13 protein-coding genes and 1 pseudogene are annotated in these 16,696 nt (G+C 73.3%); 9 read left to right on the forward strand and 5 right to left on the reverse strand.

The genetic code is table 11. The features are described from left to right. Positions 1 to 257: 257 nt before the first annotated feature. The 3 genes and pseudogenes from ACZ49J_RS14050 to ACZ49J_RS14060 all read right to left on the reverse strand — a co-directional run. Positions 258 to 1,193 (reverse strand): annotated as a pseudogene (locus tag ACZ49J_RS14050) (phytoene/squalene synthase family protein); the annotation flags it as partial. Next, positions 1,190 to 2,710 (reverse strand): phytoene desaturase family protein, encoded by a 1,521-nt coding sequence (gene crtI, locus ACZ49J_RS14055; RefSeq protein WP_467447914.1) that lies wholly within the window; start codon positions 2,708 to 2,710, stop codon positions 1,190 to 1,192. The gene crtI and the pseudogene ACZ49J_RS14050, both read right to left, overlap by 4 nt. Then, positions 2,707 to 4,026, reverse strand: a complete 1,320-nt coding sequence (locus ACZ49J_RS14060; protein ID WP_467447915.1) for a polyprenyl synthetase family protein — start codon at positions 4,024 to 4,026, stop codon at positions 2,707 to 2,709. Before ACZ49J_RS14060 ends, crtI begins: the two co-directional genes overlap by 4 nt. Before the next feature lie 220 nt (positions 4,027 to 4,246). Between ACZ49J_RS14060 and ACZ49J_RS14065 the strand changes: the two genes are divergently transcribed. From ACZ49J_RS14065 to ACZ49J_RS14100, 8 genes are all read left to right on the forward strand, one after another. Further along, positions 4,247 to 5,434, forward strand: coding sequence for a lycopene cyclase family protein (locus tag ACZ49J_RS14065; protein ID WP_467447917.1), 1,188 nt, complete (start codon positions 4,247 to 4,249; stop codon positions 5,432 to 5,434). A gap of 34 nt (positions 5,435 to 5,468) precedes the next feature. Further along, positions 5,469 to 6,188 (forward strand): class I SAM-dependent methyltransferase, encoded by a 720-nt coding sequence (locus tag ACZ49J_RS14070; protein WP_467447918.1) that lies wholly within the window; start codon positions 5,469 to 5,471, stop codon positions 6,186 to 6,188. Further along, the gene (locus ACZ49J_RS14075; protein ID WP_467447919.1) at positions 6,185 to 7,741 is read left to right on the forward strand and encodes an FAD-dependent oxidoreductase; all 1,557 of its coding nucleotides are present in this window, start codon (positions 6,185 to 6,187) and stop codon (positions 7,739 to 7,741) included. The genes ACZ49J_RS14070 and ACZ49J_RS14075 overlap by 4 nt, the downstream gene beginning before the upstream one ends. A 79-nt stretch (positions 7,742 to 7,820) precedes the next feature. Next, positions 7,821 to 8,705, forward strand: a complete 885-nt coding sequence (locus ACZ49J_RS14080; RefSeq protein ID WP_467447921.1) for an oxygenase MpaB family protein — start codon at positions 7,821 to 7,823, stop codon at positions 8,703 to 8,705. A 180-nt stretch (positions 8,706 to 8,885) separates the two neighbouring features. Beyond that, on the forward strand, positions 8,886 to 9,599 hold the full coding sequence (locus ACZ49J_RS14085; protein ID WP_467447922.1) for a GntR family transcriptional regulator: 714 nt from the start codon (positions 8,886 to 8,888) through the stop codon (positions 9,597 to 9,599). A 36-nt stretch (positions 9,600 to 9,635) separates the two neighbouring features. Next, entirely contained in the window at positions 9,636 to 10,802 is a 1,167-nt protein-coding gene (locus ACZ49J_RS14090; RefSeq protein WP_467447923.1) for an NAD(P)/FAD-dependent oxidoreductase, read from the forward strand. 145 nt (positions 10,803 to 10,947) lie between these two features. Continuing rightward, on the forward strand, positions 10,948 to 11,583 hold the full coding sequence (locus ACZ49J_RS14095) for a TetR/AcrR family transcriptional regulator (RefSeq protein ID WP_467447925.1): 636 nt from the start codon (positions 10,948 to 10,950) through the stop codon (positions 11,581 to 11,583). Positions 11,584 to 11,851: 268 nt separating this feature from the next. Further along, positions 11,852 to 13,168, forward strand: coding sequence for an MFS transporter (locus ACZ49J_RS14100; protein ID WP_467447926.1), 1,317 nt, complete (start codon positions 11,852 to 11,854; stop codon positions 13,166 to 13,168). Between the two features lie 51 nt (positions 13,169 to 13,219). On the opposite strand, the gene ACZ49J_RS14105 is transcribed toward ACZ49J_RS14100, so the two are convergent. Further along, positions 13,220 to 13,972, reverse strand: coding sequence for an SDR family oxidoreductase (locus ACZ49J_RS14105; protein ID WP_467447928.1), 753 nt, complete (start codon positions 13,970 to 13,972; stop codon positions 13,220 to 13,222). Positions 13,973 to 14,032: 60 nt separating this feature from the next. Further along, positions 14,033 to 15,073 carry an NAD(P)-dependent alcohol dehydrogenase gene (locus tag ACZ49J_RS14110; protein WP_467447929.1) on the reverse strand — a complete coding sequence of 347 codons (1,041 nt, stop codon included), beginning with the start codon at positions 15,071 to 15,073 and terminating at the stop codon, positions 14,033 to 14,035. Positions 15,074 to 15,283: 210 nt separating this feature from the next. Between ACZ49J_RS14110 and ACZ49J_RS14115 the strand changes: the two genes are divergently transcribed. Further along, complete coding sequence (locus tag ACZ49J_RS14115; protein ID WP_467447932.1) at positions 15,284 to 16,438, forward strand: acyl-CoA dehydrogenase family protein; 1,155 nt, start codon at positions 15,284 to 15,286, stop codon at positions 16,436 to 16,438. The last annotated feature ends 258 nt before the right edge of the window (positions 16,439 to 16,696 follow it).

The following is a 16,696-nucleotide window of genomic DNA, read 5'->3' on the forward strand; positions in this document are numbered from 1 at the left end:
GTCGGGGCGGCGGGAGGCGTCCTGTTCGTGGGTGTGCCTGGGCCGCCGGGTGGCGTCGCCCGTTCAGGCGTGCCCTGCTCGACGGGAGGCGTCGCGTACGTCGGCGTGGCCCGCTCGCCGGGAGGCGTCGCTCGTACAGGCGTGGCCCGCTCGACAGGTGGCCTCGCCCGCTCAGGCCTGCCCCGCTCGACCGGAGGCGTCGTATACGTCGGTGTGGCCCGGCTACCGGGCCACACCGTACGCACCGCCGACGACCGGCTCCGGTGGCGCAGCCTGGCCGCGGCCGCCCGGACCAGCCCGTCCGCCGCGACCGCCGCGCGCTCCCGGCGCGGCACCACGGCGCGGCGGTGCAGCACGGCGTAACCGTCGCGGGCGACGGCGTCGAGGATGCTTCCGTACAGGATGTACGCCGTGCGGATGCAGGGCCGGGACAGCGGATCGAGCATGGCCAGCCCCGGTTCCGCCTCCCGGTAGACGCGGCGGGTGAGTGCGTGGAACTCCCGTAGGGCGGCGAGGACCCGCCGGTCCCGGCGACCCGTGTCCCGGCACCGTCGCAACAGTTCCCGGTCGACACCGTGTCCGGCCAGGAGGTCGGCAGGCAGGTACACCCGCCCGCGGTCCAGGTCCTCGCCGACGTCCCGCAGGAAGTTGGTCAGCTGGAAGGCCACACCGAGGGCGGCCGCATGCGGCTCGGCCTCCTCCCGCGGCACCACCGTGCCCAGCACCGGCAGCATCTGCAGGCCGATCACGGCGGCCGACCCGTGCATGTAGCCGCGCAGGTCGGCGTAGGTGGGGTAGTCCGTCACCACCAGGTCGGACCTCATCGCCGTCATGAAGTCCCGGAAATGGCGGTGCTCGATGGCGTAGCGGCGCGCGGTGTCGGCGACGGCCAGCACCACCGGTTCGTCACTGATTCCCTGCCGCAGCCCGCTGTCCAGACGCCGCTGGAGCGCCGCCAGGCGCGGGCCGCGCAGACCGCCGTCCACACCGGGAGCCGGCGAGTCGACGATGTCGTCGGCCCACCTGGCGAACCCGTACAGCGCGTGCACGGCGGGCCTGCGTTCGGCCGGCAGCAGGCGGGTGGCCAGGAAGTAGGTCTTTCCGTGCGCCGCGTTGAGTTCGCGGCAGCGGCGGTACGCCGCCCGCAGCACCGGGTCGGTGATGCCCGCGGCGTGGAGCTCCCGCCCGGTCACCGGGCAACCCCCACGGCTCGGGCGGGGCGGCGCCGGAGCCCACCGGTGATCCGGGCCGCAGCCAGCTTCCCCGACACCAGGGTGGTCGGCACGCCCACGCCGGGAGTGGTGCCGCAGCCGGCCAGGACGGCGTTCTCCGTGCCCCGGACCAGGTTGCGGGGCCGGAACGGTCCCGTCTGCAGGAACGTGTGCGCCACCGAGAACGGAGTGCCCGATCCATGCTCCTGGCCCAGCCAGTCGACCGGCGTGACGAGGGCCTCCTCCTCGATGGCCGCCTCGATGCCGTCGAGGCCACGCCGGTCCAGCTCGCGCAGCAGCGCGGCCCGGTAGCGCGGGCCGAGCTCGCCCCAGGCGGCGGCACCGGGCCCGATGTCGGTGTTGGGGCAGGGGGCGAGGACGTAGTGCAGATGGCGGCCCGGTGGGGCGAGTCCGGCGTCGGTGGCCGTGGGCCGGCTGATGAGCAGGGACGGATCGCTCATCAGCCGCCCCTGGCGGGTGAGTTCGTCGAACGTGGTCCGCCAGGCGGCGCCGAACGAGATCGTGTGGTGGGCGAGCTGCGGCCAGGTGCGGTCCGTGCCCACGTGCAGGACGAGGGCCGAGGGCGAGTGCCGCAGTCGCACGGGCCGGCGGGGGCGGCGGCCGAGGAGCCGGTAGGTGACGGGCAGGTCCGGTGTGAGGACGACCGCGTCGCAGGGGATGCGGTCCTTCGCGGTGACAACGGCGGTGATCCGGCCGCCGGACCGCTCCAGCAGTGTGACCGGCTCGCCGAACCGCAGCTCGGCGCCCGCGTCGGCGGCGGCGTCCGCCATGGCCCGCGGCAGGGCGTGCATGCCGCCGCGCGGGAAGTACACCCCGGCGACCGTGTCCATGTAGGCGATCACGGCGTAGGCGGCGAGCGCGCGGGCGGGCGGTACGCCCGCGTACAGCGCCTGGAAGGAGAAGACCCGCCGCAGCCGCTCGTCCTTGAGGAAGCCGCCGATGCGCCGGTCCAGCCGCCCGAAGCCGCCGAGCGCCGCCAGCCGGGCCAGATCACCGGTCAGCAGGTCGAGGGGGGAGTCGAAGTTGGCGTCGATGAAGCGGCGCATCTGGGCCCGGTAGAGCTGTTCCAGCCAGGCGCGCAGCCGCCGGTAGCCCGCCGCCTCACCGGCCCCGGCGAACCGCTCCACCTCCGCGGCCATCGCCTCGCCGTCGGTGTGCACGTCCAGCGTGCTGCCGTCCGCGAACGACGCCCGGTAGGCCGGGTGCAGTGGGACCAGCTCCACCCGCCGGTACAGGCTGTCGCCGACCGCCGCGAAGGCTTCCTCGGCGAGACCGGGCATGGTCAGCACCGTCGGGCCGGTGTCGATCCGGTAGCCGTTCAGACGCAGCAGTCCCGCCCGGCCGCCGGGCAGGCCGTCCCGTTCGACGACGGTGACCCGGCGTCCGGAGCCCAGCAGGTGGAGGGCCGTCGACAGACCGGCCAGGCCCGCCCCGACGACCACCACATGGTCCGTTGGGCCGGAGACCGCGCGGGTCATCGCCGGGCCTCCGAGGCCCCGGGGCCCACCGGGGTGAGAGCGGGCGCGGGACGCGGACGGGCGGGCGGGCCGGCGGCGGCACGGGAGGCCGTCGCCGCGGTCAGCAGCGCGCGCAGACGGCCCTTGGCGTCCGCGTCGAGCAGGGCACCGTCGAAGTGGCGCAAACCCCGCGCCGACAGGCGGTCGATCTTCGCCTCGACCGCCTGCCGGGCGCCCGTGCGCACCAGGACGTCCCGCACCTCGTCGAGCCCGGCCGGGGTCAGACCCTCGTCGCCGAGCGCCTGCTCGAGCACCTGCAGGGCGAGCCGGTCGCCCGTGGCCTCGGCGCGCGCCAGTGCCAGGGCGACCAGGTAGGTCGGCTTGCCCTCACGGACGTCCCCGCCGCGGCTCTTGCCGGTGTGCCGGGGGTCGCCGAAGACGTCGTCGAGGTCGTCGCGCAACTGGAAGGCCATGCCCACACAGCGCCCCGCCGAGCACAGCGCCCCCATGGTGCGGCGGTCCGCGCCGGCCACCGCCGCACCCAGGGCCAGGGGCCGTTCGACCGAGTACAACGCGCTCTTGAGGCAGGCGGCGCGCAGCGCGCGCGGCTGGGAGCGCGACGCGGTCAGCTGACCCTGGAGTTCGAGGAACTGACCCGCCACCATCTCCGTGCGCATGTCGCTCCACAGCCGGCGCACCACCGTCGCCGTCCACGAGTCGAGCGCCGTCCCGGCCACCACGTCGTCCGCCCACGCGAGCGCCAGGTCCCCGGCCAGGATCGCGGCCGCCTCCCCGAAGCGGGCGACGCGGCCCGGTGACCCGGCGCCGCTGTACCGCTCGCGCACGTCGGCGTGCAGCGCCGGACGGCCGCGCCGCAACGTCGAGCCGTCCATCACGTCGTCGTGGACCAGGGCGCACGTCTGGAGCAGTTCGAGCGCCGCCCCGACGCGCAGGGCCGCCGTGGACGTCTGCTCGTCGGTCCCGCCGCAGGCGCGCATCGACCACCACACGAGCTGCGACCGGGTGCGCTTGCCGCCCTCCAGGGTGAAGCGCGTGACCCGCTCGGCCATCTCACGCGCGAACAGGGTGTCCAGAACGCCGGCCCGGGCGAGCCGGCCGGCGAGCAGCCGCTCCAGCACGCGCCCGACCGCGGCGGGCACGTCCGCGTCGACGGCGGCGGGCTCGACCGCGGGGAGGGTGACACCGTCCGGGGTGCCCGCGCCGGTGGCCGCTCGGCCCGGTTCCCCCCGCCAGGGCGAGGACCCCGACGGGGCCACCAGGCGGGGGACGGGCGGCGGCGTGGCCGCGGGGTGATCCTTCGCCTGAACGGGGCGCATCCCGGTTCCTCTCGTCGTGGTATCGGTCGCTCCTCACCGGTCCTCGGTCCCTTCCCGTGATACGGATGCGGTTCGCAGCGGGTAGCCGGAACGCGCGGGAGTGCCGTCGAGCGGACGCACCTGTTCAGGTGACCGCGACCGATGACCGCGTCGGCGTGCGCGCCGGGGCGGGAAACCTCGCACGGTGCGGGCACGTACACGTGGGACGGAGGGAGCGGCCGTGCTGAAGGCGGACGTGGCGGTCATCGGGGCGGGAGCGGCCGGGCTGTCCCTGGCCCATCGGCTGAGCGGACACATGCCCGGCACCCGGACCCCGTCCGTGATCCTCGTCGGCGCTCCGCCCGGCCCGCTGCGTCCGGCCCCGCGCACGTGGTGCTTCTGGGAGTGCGGCCCCGGCCGCTTCGACGCCGCGGTGCGATCGCGGTGGCGCCACCTGCGGGTACGGCCGCCCGCCGGCCGCGCGGTCGAAGGGGACATCGCGCCGCTGACGTACAAGATGATCCACTCCGGCGACTTCGAGCTCCTGGTCACCCGCGACCTCGCGCGCAGCCCCAACGTCCGGCGTCTGGAGGCGACCGTGGACACCGTGGAGGAGATCCCTTCCGGGGCCCGCGTGCTGATGACCCGGTCGGACGGCCGCCCCCACGCCCTTCAGGCCCGCTGGGTGTTCGACTCCCGTCCCCTGGGCAGTCTCCCGGCTGCCCGCACCACCTTGCTGCAGCACTTCCACGGCTGGTTCGTGCGCACCGCCCGGCCCGCCTTCGACCGCGGGACCGCCGAACTGATGGACTTCCGGACACCACAGCCCGCTCACGGGCTCTCCTTCGGCTACGTCCTGCCCACCGGCTCGCGCGAAGCCCTCGTGGAGTACACGGAGTTCTCCCGGCGCGTCCTGACGCCGAGCGGCTACGAGGCGGCGGTGGGGCACTACGCCGACGACGTGCTGCGCCTCGGCGACCTGGAGATCGTCGCGACCGAGACCGGGGTGATCCCCATGACGGACGCTCCCCTGCCGCGGCGGGTCGGCGCCTCGGTGTTCCGCATCGGCGCCGCGGGCGGTGCGACCCGCCCGGCCACCGGGTACACCTTCGCCGGGCTCCAGCGTCAGACACGGGCGGTCGCCGCCGCGCTGCGGCAGGGGCGCAGGCCGGTGCCGCCGGCCGCCCATTCCGTGCGGGCCCGCACCATGGACGCGGTACTCCTGCGCGCCCTGGACAGCGGCCGCGTCGACGGTCCCGCCCTGTTCTCCCGTCTTTTCGCCCGCGTCCCGACGGCCCGGCTGCTGCGCTTCCTCGACGGACGCACCAGCCTGCTCGAGGACCTCTCCATCGGCCTGCACACCCCGGTCGGCCCCATGCTGCGCACCGCCGCCGAACTGCCCGCACTGCCACGCCGCCCCTTCGACTGACCCGCCCGCCTCCGCCAGCGCCCCTGGAGACCGCATGACCTTGCTGCGCGACGAAGACCTCGCCGCCGCGTTCGACCACGCGTCCCGCAGTTACGACGCGCTGGTGGCGGCCAATCCCGGCTACCACGCGCACCTGCGGCGCTCGGTGCGCCGCCTCGGCCTGCCCGGTGACGGACAGGGGCTGCGCGTCCTGGATCTCGGCTGCGGCACCGGGGCGTCGACGGCCGCGATCCGATCCGTCCTCCCGGCCGCCGGCATCACGGCCGTGGACGCGTCGGCCGGCATGCTGGCGCGGGCCACCGGCAAGCCGTGGGCGGACGGAGTACGGTTCGTCCACGCGCCGGCCGAGCGACTGGCGGACGCGGGGTTGGAGGGGCCGTTCGACGCGGTCTTCGCCGCCTACCTCTTCCGCAACGTCTCCGATCCCGACGCCGTCCTCGGCACGGTCCGCGCCGTTCTGCGGCCGGGCGGACGGCTCGGGGTGCACGAGTACAGCCTCAGCGGACGCCGCGCCGACCGGGCGGTGTGGACGCTGGTGTGCCGGGGCATCGTCCAGCCCGCCGCGACCCTGCTGGGGGACGGGCCGCTCTACCGCCACCTGCGGCGCAGCGTCGTCGACTTCGACACGGCGGACCGGTTCGCCGGAAGGATCCGCTCGGCCGGCTTCGACCGGGTCCGGGCCCTGCCCCTGCCGGGCTGGCAGACGGGCATCACCCACACCTTCGTGGCCCTGCGCGGCGAGGTCCGCCGATGACCGGCCCGGGTCACCACCGGCCCGCCGCACGCCGGGGCCGGGACCGGCGGGCCCGCGTCCTGCCGGCCCACCCGGGAGCCAGGCACGCCACCGGCCGTCCCACGGTGGCCGTGGTCGGCGCCGGGATCGCCGGACTCGCCGCCGCCACCACGCTGGCCGAACGGGGCGTGGCGGTGACGCTGTACGAGCGCGAGCCCCACGTAGGCGGACGGGTGGGCGGCTGGCCGACCCGCCTGCGGGACGGCAGCACCGTGACGATGAGCCGCGGCTTCCACGCGTTCTTCCGGCAGTACTACAACCTGCGCGGCCTGCTGCGCCGTACCGACCCCGCCCTGGCCCGGCTCACCCGTCTGCCCGACTATCCGCTGCTGCACGCGGACGGGCTGCGGGACAGCTTCCGGCGAGTGCCGCGCACCCCGCCGTGGAGCGCCCTGGGATTCGTCGCGCTCAGCCCCACCTTCCGGTTGCGGGACCTGCGCGCCATCGACCCGGTCGCGGCCCTGCCACTGCTCGACGTGCGCGTGCCCGACGTGTACCACCGCCTCGACGACATCAGCGCCCACGACTTCCTGGAGACCGTCCGCTTCCCACAACACGCCCGCCACCTGGCGTTCGAGGTGTTCTCCCGGAGCTTCTTCGCCGACCCCCGGCAGCTGTCGGCGGCCGAGATGGCGCTGATGTTCCACATCTACTTCCTCGGTTCCGCCGAGGGTCTGCTGTTCGACGTGCCCCGCGCGCCCTTCCCGACGGCCCTGTGGGATCCGCTGGTCGGATACCTGCGGCGGCACGGCGCCGAGGTGCGCACCGGCGACGCCGTCGAGCACATCGCACCCGCCCGGGGAGGCGGCTTCGAGGTCGCCGGGGACCACGACGAACGCCGGCACGACGCCGTGGTCCTCGCCCTGGACACCGCCGGCCTGCGGTCCCTCGTCGCCCGCTCGGACCGGCTGGGCGAGCCCTCCTGGCGGGAACGCGTCGCACGCCTGCGCACCGCCCCGCCCTTCCTGGTCACCCGGCTGTGGCTGGACCGGCCCGTCGCTCCCGACCGCCCCGGCTTCCTCGGCACCAGCGGCTTCGGCGGCCTCGACAACATCAGCGTGCTGGACCGGTGGGAGGACGAGGCGGCCCGCTGGGCGGCACGGACCAAGGGATCCGTCGTGGAACTCCACGCCTACGCCGTCGCCCCGCGCGCCCCCCGCACCGCCGAGCAGGGGCGCCTCGTCGAGCAGCTCCACCGCGTGTACCCGGAGACCCGCGCCGCCGCGGTCGTCGACGCCCGCCACGAATGGAGGGAGGACTGCCCGCTGTTCCCCGTGGGCGGCCACGCCGACCGTCCCACCGTCCGCACCCGCGATCCCGGCCTGGTGGTGGCCGGCGACGTCGTGCGCACCGATCTGCCCGTCGCCCTGATGGAACGGGCGGCCACGACCGGTTTCCTGGCCGCGAACGCCCTGCTGGAACGATGGGGTGTACGCGGGCAGACCCTGTGGACAGTGCCGGACCGCGGTCGTGACGCCGTACTGCGGAAAGCGGCCGCGTGGGCAGGGCGCTGAAAGGGCCGTCACAGGGTACAGGGGGACCAGGACGCCCGTGATCCGCCGGGGCGCCGCGCGGGAAGGAGGCCGTGGCACCATGAGACTCCTCCGGGACCTCGGACCCGTGCGCGACCGGGTCGGCGAGGCCATCTTCGCCCGCGTGGCCGGACCCGAGGGCCCGGCCAACCGGGCCCGCATCCACGGTGCGCCGGGACCCCGCTGGTTCGGCCCGGACCGCCCGGTCCGCCAGGTGCACGGCGACGCCGCGATGTTCACCGGCGGGCTCGCCGCCCTGCTGCTCCAGTCGCTTCACCCGCTGGCCATGGCCGCTGTGGCCGGGCACTCCGGGTTCCGCGGCGACCCCTGGGGAAGGCTCCAGCGGACCAGCACCTTCCTCGCCGTCACCACCTACGGCCCCGCCGACAGCGCCCGGGCGGCCTGCGAGCGCGTGCGCGCCGTCCACGACACCGTGCGCGGCACGACAGCCGACGGCCGGGCGTACTGCGCGGCGGACCCGCACCTCCTGTGCTGGGTGCACATCGCGGAGACCGACTGCTTCCTGCGCGCACACCAGCGCTACGGCGCCCGCCCGCTGGACGCCGCGGGCTGCGACGCGTACGTCGCCGACATGGCCCGCATCGCCATGGCCCTGGGCGTCCCCGACCCCCCGACGGACCGCGCGGGGCTCGACCGGCGGCTCGCCGCCTACCGGCCCGAACTGCGGGCCACACCGGAGGCGCTGGACACCGCACGTTTCCTCCTGCTGCGCCCGCCCATCCCGCTGCCGGCCCGACTGCCGTACGTCGCCCTGGCCGCCAACGCCGTCTCGCTCCTGCCCGCCTGGGCCTCCCGGGAACTGCGGTTGCCGCGGATACGGGCGGCCGAGGATCTGTGCGTACGGCCGCTGGGCACGGCGCTGACCGCCGGAATCCGCTGGGCGATGGCACCGACACGCGAAAGGATCCAGACGGGCGGCGCCTGAGCGGCAGGGACGAGGCGGCTATTGACCGGTCAATTGAGTTATTGTACGGTCTAGTTGTCGGAGCTGTACGCCGTGCGGTCGGACGGGAGACAGACATGACCCATCGGTCAAGGGCTCAGCCCTTGGGTGCTCGCGCGGGACGGTCGGCACCAGCCAATTGACGGAATGTACGGTCCAGCCATGACCGTGCCGCTCTACGTACAGATCAGGCGAGAGATCGAAGCGACGATCCGGGCCGGAAGCCTGCCGCCCGGCGCCCGGCTGCCGACCGAGAAGGACCTCTCCACCCAGTACGGCGTCAGCCGTGCCACGGCCCAGCGGGTCCTCAACGACCTGGCCGAGGCGGGACTGGCGATCCGCCGGCGGCGCCACGGAACGTTTGTCGCGGACGTGACGCGCCAGATCAACCTGCTGAACTTCATCACCCCCGCGGTGGCCGCGAAGGGCTCGCCGGGCAGACACGAAGTCGTGTCCGCGCGGATCGCCAGGGCCGCGGACGCCATCCTGGCTCTCCCCGGCGCCTCCGCCGACACAGCCGTGGTGGAACTGGTCCGCCGCAAGCTCGACGTACGCGAGGAGCCACAGTCTGTCGAGCGGCACGTCGTCCTCTTCGCGGCGGCCCCCGACCTGCTGAACGAGAACCTCGAAGACCTCGTCACCCTCCCGTACCTCCAGCGCAGAGGAGTACCGGTCGACGCGATCCGGCTCTACCTCGACCCGGTGACCCTCGACGAACACGACGCCGCACTGCTGCACAGCGAGACCGGAACACCCGCCCTGATGAGGCGCAGGGAGCTGCGTGCCGATGACGGAAGCACCGTCGAGGTGGTCACGACCCTCGTCCGTCCGGGAACAGCCGAGTTCTTCCTGGAGCTGCCCGTCCCTCCCCCATGAGCAGCGTGTCGCTGCCGCGAAGGAAGTGAGTGAACGATGAAAGTCATCATCATCGGTGCCGGTGTGCTGGGCGTGAGCGTCGCGAGGCACCTCGCCGTCGCCGGCGAGGACGTTCTCCTGCTCGATCAGCGAGGAGCCGGCGCCGGTACGACCGCGACCACCTTCGCCTGGACCAACTCCAGCCGGAAGCTCGACCCGCACTACCACCGGCTGAACCTCGCGGGGATGGAGGAGCACGCCAGGCTCGCCGGGCAACTGCGGGGCGCGCCGTCGTACTTCCCCAGCGGGGCACTGCAGTGGGCGGACGCCGCGAACGAGCGGTGGCTTGCCGACAACGTGGAACGACTGCGGTCCCTGGGCTACCCCGCGCACTGGATCACGCCTGACGAGGCAACGCGGATCGCGGGCGACCTCCGCATCCCGGCGGCCATCACGTCCATCGCGCATTTCCCCAGTGAGGGATACGTTCTGCCGGATGTCTTCGTGGGCACCTTGCTGGCGGACGCCGAGCGGCACGGAGCCACGTACGCGATCGACGAGGTCGTGGCCGTCGACGACAGACCTGACGGCGTGTCCGTCACTCTGGCCGGAGGCCGGGTCCGCACGGGCGACCGAGTCGTCCTGGCGGCCGGCCGGTGGACACAACGGCTCGCGGCGGGCGCCGGAATCGACATACCCATGGTGACGGACGCCGGCCGCGGGGCGCGGACTGTCGGGCTGCTCGGCTACGCCAGGTTCCCGGAACTCGGCCTGCGCTGCGTGATCCACAGCCCCGGCCTCAACCTCCGCCCCGCGGCCGGCGGGCGTACCGTCCTGCAGGCTCTCGATCTGAACCGCGACGTCGATCCGGCAGACCCTCCGTCCGCGGACGGCGCCATCGCGAGCACCCTCGCCCGGCGGTTCTCCGCACTGCTGACCGACCCGAGCCGGGCACCGAGGATCGACCTGCGCGTCGGCTTCCGGTCCCTGCCCGCCGACGGCCACACCGTCGCCGGCTATGCCTCCGCGCGGTCCCGCGTCTACTGCCTCGTCTCGCACAGCGGAGTCACCTTGGCGCCGATTCTGGGACGCCTGGTCGCGGCCGAGATCGCCACCGACCAGGAACAGGACCTTCTCCGGACCTTCCGTCCCACACGATTCACCGGCGCACGGCGCTCGGACACCGAGGTGGACCAACACGCCGTACGTCTGGGTGAGCAGTAGCCCGCCGAGGCAACCCGCCGTCTGCCTGCCGTCGGCACGAGGGACTCCCTCAGGGCGGGAGCTCGGATGGTTTACGGTGAGCCGGGCGGAGTGGACGGCGGCATGGGCTACGCATCGCCGGCCGGGTGGACAAGGCGGGAGAAGCGTGACGTCACAGCGCGGCAGTCAGCCGGCGGTAGCCGCCCGGGGCCGTACGGGGGCCGGCCGGACTCCGGGGCCGCGTGCGGCGGAGATCCGGAACGCCGCCCTCGCCCTGTTCGCCGAGCGGGGGTACGTCGCCACCACGATGGCCGACATCGGCGAAGCGGTGGGGATGCGCGGGCCGAGCCTGTACAAGCATGTGGGGTCGAAGCAGGAACTCCTCACCCAGATCATGACGGGCACCATGGACGACCTGCTGCGGAACCACCGCGCTGCCGTCGCGGGATGTGAGGACGTGGTGGAGCGGCTGCGCCGGGCCGCCGAGGCTCATGTCCGCTACCACGCCCGGCACCGCCTGGAAGCGTTCGTGGGAACCCGGGAGATCCGCAGCCTGGAGGAGCCTCACCGTACGGAGGTCCTGCGGCGGCGTGCCGCCTACGAGCAGGCCTTCAGGACGCTGCTCAGTGAAGGCGTGCAGGCCGGGCGCTTCCACATCACCACGGTGAAGCTGACCTCGTACGCGATCCTCGATCTCGGGATGGGCGTGCCCGTCTGGTACCGCGAGGACGGCGACCTGACCGAGGACCAGGTCGTGTACCAGTACGGCGACTTCGCACTTCGGCTGGCCGGCGCGCGCTGAGCGGACGGGCGCGGGCCCCTTCGGACGGGCCGGGCATAGTATCAAATTGAATCTGCTTCAAGTAGGGCTGGGATCGCATGTGCCGGTGCCGTGGCTCCGGCGCGCGCACTTTCGGCAGGTCATGCTTCTGGGCGGGCCAGTCTCTGCCGCCACTCTTCGTCCCATCCTGAGAAATCCGCCGCAGCACACTAGCTGTACTGAGTTCAGTTCTGTAGCGTCCCCGGCGTCGGCAGGTGCGAGACCGTGCCGTGGGAAGGAGAGACGGAGCATGAGTGCCACTCAGCGTTCGGCCACATCGGAGGCGGAGTCAGCGACGTACGAACCTCGTACGGTGCGCCGCGCGATGCTGGCCGGCAGCCTCGGCACCCTGATCGAGTACTACGACTTCAGTGTCTACGGCTATCTCGCCGTGGTGATCGCGCCGCAGTTCTTCCCGAGCGAGGATCCGGCGGCCGCGCTGCTGGCGACGCTCGCGGTGTTCGCCACCGGGCTGGTGGTGCGGCCCGTCGGCGGCGTCTTCTTCGGGTGGCTCGGCGACCGGTGGGGGCGCCGCAAGGCGCTCGTCTCCTCGGTGCTGTGCATGGGAGTCGCCAGCAGCGCCACCGGACTGCTGCCGACCTACAGCCAGATCGGCGTGACCGCCGCGGTGCTGCTCCTGCTGTGCCGGCTCATGCAGGGCATCTCCACGGGCGGCGAGTCGGTCGGCGCCTACACCTACATCTACGAGTCGGCCCCGCCCCGGCGCAGGGCCTTCCTCGGTGCCGTCACGCCCATCGGGTCCAATCTCGGATTCATGTTCGCGGCCGCCACGGCCGGAGTGATCTCAGCGCTCGTCACCAAGGACCAGATGGCCGACTGGGGCTGGCGGCTGCCGTTCCTCATGGCCGTGCCGCTCACGCTGTTCTGCCTGTGGGCCCGGCTGCGGATCGAGGACACCCCGGAGTTCGAGGAGGCCGCACGGCGCGCCGACATCCCGACCGCTCCGATCAGGGAGGTCCTGTCCACCCACCGCGCGGCGCTGCTGCAGTCCATCGGCCTGTCCATGGCGCAGGGCGGGGCCATCTTCCTCGGCCTGACATACATCGGCATCCACCTCACCAGCGACCTGGGGTACGACTCCACGCAGGTGCTGTGGCTGAGCGCGGGCGTCGTGCTCGTCACCGTGCTGCTCATGGTGCCGGCCGGCCGCCTCGCCGCCCGGTTCGGCTCCCGTCGCGTCCTGATGTGCGGGCTGCTGGGATTCCTGGTGACCGCCTACCCCGCGATGATGCTGATGGAGCGGCACAACCTGGCCCTGGCCGGGACCGCCTACCTGCTGTTCATGCTCAGCAGTGCGTTCGTGCAGGTCCCGGCGGCCAGTCTGTGGCCGCACCTGTTCGAACGCCGGGTCCGGTTCACCGGCATGGCGATCGGCTACAACATCGGCACCGTCCTCGCGGGCGGTACCGCTCCGTACATCGCGGCCTACCTGGTCCAGCGGACCGGCAACCATCTCTCCCCGGCGTTCTTCGTCATGACGGTCTGCGTGATCGGGATCGGTGCCCTGCTCACCGTCCGCGAGGACGTGGGCGCGAAGTCGTGCTGAGAGGTCCGTCGCGGTGACCGCCGGTGCCGGGGCGCCGGTCACCGCGACGCGCTAACCCGCCGCCTTGCCGCGGGCGTGACCGGCGTGGCCGATGGTCTGGCCGCCGTCGACCAGGAACTCGCCACCCGTGGTGTACGAGGCGTCGTCGCAGGCGAGGAAGAGCACCATGCGGGTGACCTCCTCGGGCTCCCCGATGCGCGGGACCGGCTGATCGGCGAAGAGCGCCGGGTCGGCGCTTTCCCCCATGGGAGTGCGGATGACGCCCGGATGCACGGAGTTGACGCGCACGCCGGTGCCCGCCATGTCCAGTGCGGCGGCCTTGGTCATTCCCCGGATCGCCCACTTGCTCGCCACATAGCCGATGCCGTCGGCGAAACCCATGAGGCCGGCGGCCGAGGAGATGTTGACGACCGCCCCGCGGCCGCGGCCGCGCATGCCGGGCAGGACGGTGCGCATGCCGAGGAAGGTGCCGGCCACGTTGACGTCGAGGATCCGGCGGAAGTGTGCGGGCGACTGCTCCTCTACGCCGCCGAAGTGAACGATCCCCGCGTTGTTGACCAGGATGTCCACGGGGCCGAGGGTGTCCTCGACGGTGCGGACGACGGACTGCCACACTTCTTCGTCGGTGACGTCGAGGTGGTGGTACCGCGCGCCGGGGAGGCTCGCGGCGAGGGCCTGTCCCTCGTCGTCCAGCAGGTCGCAGACGGCGACCCGGGCGCCTTCCGCGGCCAGTCCGCGTGCGTGTGAGGCGCCCATGCCCCGGGCCCCACCGGTGACGATCGCGACTCGTCCGTCGAAGCGCATCCTGGACTTCCCTTCCGCGTATACGTGATGTCGGGCCCGGCCGGTCGGGTCTGCGTCTGGTCAGTCGGGGACGAGTACGGCCCGCCCGCGTACCCGGCCCCGGCTCAGCCGGTCGATCGCCTCCGGTGCGGCGGACAGCGGGAAGTGCTCCGTCTCGACGTGGATGGCCCCCGAGCGCGCCAGCGCGACGACCTCGGAGAGTTCGGGGCGCGTTCCCCAGAAAGGCAGGGAGAGCCTGGCGCCCTGCGGGAGAACGCCCGGCTTGGAGACGGTCAGATGGCCGCCCCCACTGCCGACGACGGCGAGTTCGCCACCCGGCCGCAGGACCCCGGCCGCGAGTTCCAGTGTCTGTGTGGTGCCGACGAAGTCGAGCACGGCGTCCACGCCCGCGCCACCGGTCCGCGCCCTCAGCACCTGGGTGGTGTCCGCCCGCACCAGGGTGCCGAAGTCCGCACCGGAGCGGTCCGCGAGAGCCAGAGCCTCCTCCCGCACGTCGACCGCCAGTACACGGCCCTGCGTTGTCGCGCGAAGGATCTGCACGGCCAGGTGGCCCAGCCCTCCGACGCCGATGACGGCGGCAGTGGCACCCCGCTCAAGTGCGTGACGGACCCCCGCCACGGCGTGGTAGGACGTCAGGCCCGCGTCCGAGAGCGGAGCGGCCTGATCGGCGGGCAGGTCGTCGATCGGCACCAGATGGCGGACGGACGGAACGAGTACGTACTCGGCCATTCCGCCGTCCCGGCCCAGTCCCACCCCGTGCCAGGCGAGGGTTCCGCGCCGGTCGCAGTAGTTGTCCCGGCCCGCCGCGCACCGGTCGCAGGCACCGCAGCCCCACGGTCCGTAGAGCACCACGCGGTCACCGGCCCGCACCCCGTCGGCGCCGGGCCCCAGGGACGTGACCCGCCCGGCGACCTCATGGCCGAGCGTGAACGGGAGCCGGTAGGGGAGAGTCCCCGGAAGGGCTCCCATGACGTGCAGGTCGGAGTGGCACAGGCCGGTGCCTTCGACCCGCACCAGTACCTCGGCGCCACGGGGGACGGGCCGCTCGACCTCGGCCGGTGTCGGGGGCTCGCCCCACGCCGTCAGTCGCAGTGCCCTCATCTTCACCGTCCCAGGTCCTGTCCGTCCCGTAGCCGCCACGGTAACAGAGGTGAAGTTGGTTCAATACGGGCAGCGCGGAGAAATGGCGCTGGGTGTGCCCGTGTGCGGCGGCTCCTGCTCGACTCTTGCCCGGGTCGCGGACCGGCGCCTACATTAAATGAATTGAGTTCAGTTCTTAACTGTGCGACGCACGAGCACGATGGAGACCCCATGCACCGTCGTCACCCCGAGATCGACCCCCAGTTGCTGTCCGAAACCGACGAACAGCGACAACTGCGCGCCGTCCTGCGGGACTTCTACACCGAGACAAGCGGTCCCGAGGACGTCCGCAAGCAGCTGGCCACCCCGCGTGGCTACGACGAGCAGCTCTGGGCGCGGCTCGCGGGCGAGATCGGGCTCCACGGGCTGGCCATTCCCGAGGAGTACGGCGGGGCGGGTTTCACGTTCGCCGAACTGGCCGTGGCACTGGAGGAATCCGGGCGCGCCCTGAGCTGTGCGCCGCTGCTGCCCACGGTGGTCCTCGCCGCTCACGCCCTGCTGCACAGCGGCGACCGTACGGCGTGCGAGCGCTATCTGCCGCGAATCGCCGACGGGACGCTCACCGCTACCGTGGCCGGGTTCGACGCCGCCGCATCCGGTGCGCTCCAGGTCACGGCCGAGCAGGGCGGTTCGGGCTGGGTGCTGCGCGGGCGGGCGGACTTCGTGCTCGACGGGGCCGGCGCCGATCTGGTCCTGGTACGGGCGGGAACCCCGGCCGGGCCGCAGCTGTTCGCCTGTGAACCCGCGCCGGACAGCACCCGGCGGACTCCGCGCCGGGTCCTGGACGAGACGAGGCGCCAGGCCCTGGTGGAGTTCCGGGGGGCGCCCGCCACCGCGGTCGGCACGGCAGGCGGTACCGAGGGCACAGTCTCGGTGACCCTTGACACCGGTCGGGCCGCACTGGCGGCCGAGCAGGTCGGCGGCAGCGGACACGCGCTGGACGCCACGGTCGAATTCGTCGGACAGCGCCACCAGTTCGGGCGGCGCATCGGTTCCTTCCAGGCCGTCAAGCACCGGCTGGCCGACGTGCTTGTCGCGCTGGAGGCGGCACGCTCCGCGGCCTCGTACGCGGCCGCCTGCGCCGCCGTCGCCTCGCCACAACTGCCGGTGGCCGCCTGTGCCGCCGCCGTGGTCTGCTCCGAGACCTTCCGCCGGGCGACGGCCGAGTACGTCCAGCTGCACGGCGGCATCGGCTTCACCTGGGAGCACCCGGCCCATCTGTACGTACGGCGCGCGCGCAGCGCCGAGATCCTCTTCGGTACGGCGGACCGGCACCGGGCCCGGCTCACCGAACTCATCGGGCTCGCCGCCGCCTCCACCGCCTGACCAGGAACCATGGCACACATCGAAAGCCGCAGCCGCAGCCGTACGGGGCCGACGCCACGGGGCTCGCTCACCCTGGCCGCACCGTTCACCCTCGGCGGTCTCACCCTCCGCAACCGCCCCGTCGCCACCGCCCACGCCATCGCCGCCGTCAGTGACGGCGCTCCCACCGAGGCCGACGCGGGCTACTGGCGGCGGCCGGCCCGGGGCGGCACCGGCATGGTGATCACCGGAGGCACGGCCGTGGCCCCCGAGTCGACC

This window comes from Streptomyces sp. NPDC030840 (assembly GCF_055572015.1).